The 2,154-nt window shown below is 72.1% G+C and carries 1 protein-coding gene; it reads left to right on the forward strand.

The window, feature by feature from the left end:
* Nucleotides 1-498: 498 nt before the first annotated feature.
* On the forward strand, nucleotides 499-2,154 hold a 1,656-nt coding region (locus tag ACTWQJ_RS50595; RefSeq protein ID WP_443313074.1), incomplete at its 3' end, for an MMPL family transporter.

Genomic DNA, 2,154 nt, shown 5'->3' on the forward strand with positions numbered 1-2,154 from the left:
GTGCCAAACTCGCGGGCGGTCGCCACGACCTCGGCGCCGAGGTGTGTGGCGAAGTGCACGGCCAAGTGCCGTCGCCGTCGGCCGCCGCGTGCGCGAGTACGCGCTGCCCGGGCCGACCGCGTCGGTCGGTGCTGGTGTGGCCTGGCGTAACAGCACCGACCGACGCGGTCGTGGACGCCCCGGAAGCCGAGTGGACGTCCTGGGTGACGGCCCTGGCCGCTCAGCGACCGGCGTGGATTCCGGGAAGTCCAACCAGAGAGCCCCGCGCTGACAGACCACCCGGGGGCCCGGGTCCTGCATCCGGGGCACCCCCAGCGCCCCGAGCCGGCATGTGGTGCGTACGCACCAGGTCACGGGCATGGCTGGTCCGGGAGCACCAGGCGACGACGGTGGCCGGGGACGATGCCCGGCGGAGCGCCGCAGGGAAGGGTGAGAGGCGCGTGAATCCCACGCAATTCCTTTGCCTGGCGCGCCTAGCGGTGTCTGGAGTGATCAACGGTGGCGACAATTCTTTACCGGATCGGACGGTGGGCCTTCCGGCGGCGCCGGCTCGTGGGCGGTCTCTGGCTCGGTGCCCTGGTGGTGGCCGTGGCCGCCGCGGCCTTGGCGCCGGCCAGTGAGGACGAGGACCTCGCCATGCCCGGCACCGAGTCGCAAAAAGCGTTCGACCTGCTGGACGACCGCTTCCCGCAGAGCAACTCCCAGGGCGCCGAAGCCCGCTTGGTGTTCCAGGCCCCGGACGGACAGAAGGTAACGGCCAGGGAGAACAGGGTAGCCGTCAAGGATACGCTCGGCTCGCTGGACGGGGGCGACCAGGTGGCGTCGACCACCGACCCCTACGAGACCGGCGCGGTCAGCACGGACGGCACCATCGCCTACTCCACGATCACCTACACCGCGGACGCCGTCGACCTGTCCGAGTCGACGAAGAGCACCCTCGAGGACGCCGCGAGCCATGCCCGGGACGCGGGGCTCACCGTGGAGATCGGCGGCTCGGCCCTGGACGCGGAAGAGGAACTGGGCGGTACGACAGAGATGATCGGCGTCGGGGTCGCGGCCGTGGTGCTGATCCTCGCCCTCGGCTCGCTGGTCGCGGCTGGACTGTCGCTGCTGACCGCCTTCGTAGGCGTGGCCATCGCCTTCGGCCTGGTGTCCGCGCTGGCCGTGCCGCTGGGCCTGACGTCCACCGTCGCCATCCTGGCGCTGATGCTGGGCCTCGCCGTCGGCATCGACTACGCGCTCTTCATCACCTCCCGCTTCCGCGACGAGCGCGCCCAGGGCAGCGAACCGGAGGAGGCCGCGGGCCGGGCGGTGGGCACGGCCGGATCCGCCGTCGTCTTCGCGGGCGCGACCGTCCTGATCGCCCTGGCAGGGCTGGGGGTCGTCGGAATCCCCGAACTGACCAGGATGGGCCTGGGCGGCGCGGGCGCCGTGGCCCTGGCCGTACTCGTCGCACTGACCCTGGTCCCCGCGCTGTTCGGCTTCTTCGGCCGACGGGTACTGTCCCGCGCCGTCCGCAAGTCCACCCGGCCGGGACGCGACCGCCCGGGCCCGCTGCCCACCTCCGCCGACCGGCGGCCCGGGCTCGGCACCCGCTGGGCACGGTTCGTACTGCGCCGGCCGGTGGCCGTGCTGCTGACCGCCGGGCTCGGTCTCGGCGCCGTGGCCCTGCCGGCACTGAGCCTCGAACTCGGCCTGCCCGGCGACGAGTCCAAGTCGGTTCAGACCACCCAGCGCCGCGCCTACGACCTGCTGTCGGAAGGCTTCGGCCCCGGCTTCAACGGCCCGCTGACCATCGTCGTGGACATGTCGGCACCCGCATCCCCGGACTCCGGGGACACCCAGGCCATCACGGACCAGGTCGTCAAGGCCGTACGGGCAGTGGACGGGGTCGCGTCGGTCGGTGATCCGGTTCTCAGCCGGGCCAAGGACACGGCCGTCCTCACCGCCGTCCCGCAGACCGCGCCGAACAGCGGCGAGACCAAGGACCTGGTGCACGCGCTTCGCGGCGCGGTCGGGGACGTAGAATCCGACACGGGCGCCGGCGTCCTGGTGACCGGGACCACCGCGCTGAACATCGACATCTCCGAAGCCATGTCCGACGCCCTCATCCCGTATCTGAGCGTGGTCATCGGCCTGGCGGTGCTTCTGCTG

This window comes from Streptomyces sp. KR55 (assembly GCF_052245645.1).
GTDB lineage: Bacteria > Actinomycetota > Actinomycetes > Streptomycetales > Streptomycetaceae > Streptomyces > Streptomyces flavusporus.